The sequence below is a fragment of the Microcoleus sp. w1-18aA5 genome (genome assembly GCF_036701705.1).
Lineage (GTDB): Bacteria > Cyanobacteriota > Cyanobacteriia > Cyanobacteriales > Microcoleaceae > Microcoleus.
The window spans coordinates 1-1051 of the sequence record NZ_JAUPTE010000186.1; the positions used below are offsets into that span (position 1 = coordinate 1).

Below are 1051 nucleotides of genomic sequence, written 5' to 3' on the forward strand. Positions count from 1 at the left end.
GCTGCTCAGCAGACTTGCGGTGCTGTCGGTGAATCAGTAAAATCTTTCAAAGGACTAATTAAATTATTTTGGGATGGCAAGCTTGAATTTAAGCCCAAATTTCCCAATTACCGTACTCCTGGCGGATTTCATTTGATAGCTTATCCGAAGCAAGCGCTTGGAAAAAAGTTGAGCGACGGTCAAGTTTCAATTCCTCTCGGTCAATAAAGTAACAACTTGGTTTGGACTGAAGAACTTTCAAGTTCCCATGCCTACCAACTTAGACTATGCCGATATCAGAGAAATTAGAATTCTTCCCAGAAATAGCTGTTTTTACGCCGAGTTTGTTTACAAGGTATCTAGCATTCAAACTGTGACAGACAGTCAAAAAGCTTTAGGCATCGATCACGGTATTGGTAACTGGCTTACTTGCGTCAGCAACTCAGGTACAAGCTTTATTATTGATGGCAAACACTTGAAGTCGGTCAATCAATGGTACAACAAGCGTGTAGCAAGTTTAATGGAGGGCAAGCCTAATGGTTTTTGGTCACATCAATTAGCACGATTGACTGAAAAGCGAAACCGTCGAATGCGCGATGCTGTAAATAAAGCAGCTCGTTTAGTTGCTAATCACTGTATCAAAAACGGAATCGGTGTTATCGTTTTTGGGTGGAACAAAAGGCAGAAAAATTCTGCCAATATGGGCAAAAAAACAAATCAGCAATTTGTTCAAATTCCTACGGCACGATTGAAAAACCGTATTGCTAAATTGTGCGAACAATACGGTATTATGTTTGTTGAAACCGAAGAAAGCTACACGTCTAAAGCATCATTTGTAGACAGCGATTTTCTACCTACAATCGGTGAAAAACCCGAAGGGTGGAAAAAAACGGGTAGGCGGGTAAAACGCGGTTTGTACCGGACGAGTGCTAACAATTGGTACATCAATGCTGACTGCAATGGGGCAGCCAATATATTGAGAAAAGTAGAGACGATGTTAGGGCTTGACCTTGACGGAGTTTGTAGGGGTGTTTTGACAGCGCCTTCAAGAATTACCTTTTGGTAGTTTCTT

General features: G+C 41.4%; 1 protein-coding gene and 1 pseudogene. Both read left to right on the top strand.

All coding sequences use genetic code 11. The features are described from left to right. Positions 1-207: pseudogene (locus Q5691_RS27620) on the top strand (RNA-guided endonuclease TnpB family protein); the annotation flags it as partial. Between the two features lie 40 nt (positions 208-247). Further along, positions 248-1045, top strand: coding sequence for a transposase (locus Q5691_RS27625; RefSeq protein WP_333348435.1), 798 nt, complete (start codon positions 248-250; stop codon positions 1043-1045). Positions 1046-1051: the final 6 nt, after the last annotated feature.

What these genes read in the sequence shown, in the direction of transcription:
- Q5691_RS27625 (WP_333348435.1), top strand. Translation starts at nt 248, where the DNA reads ATGCCTACCAACTTAGACTATGCCGATATCAGAGAAATTAGAATTCTT.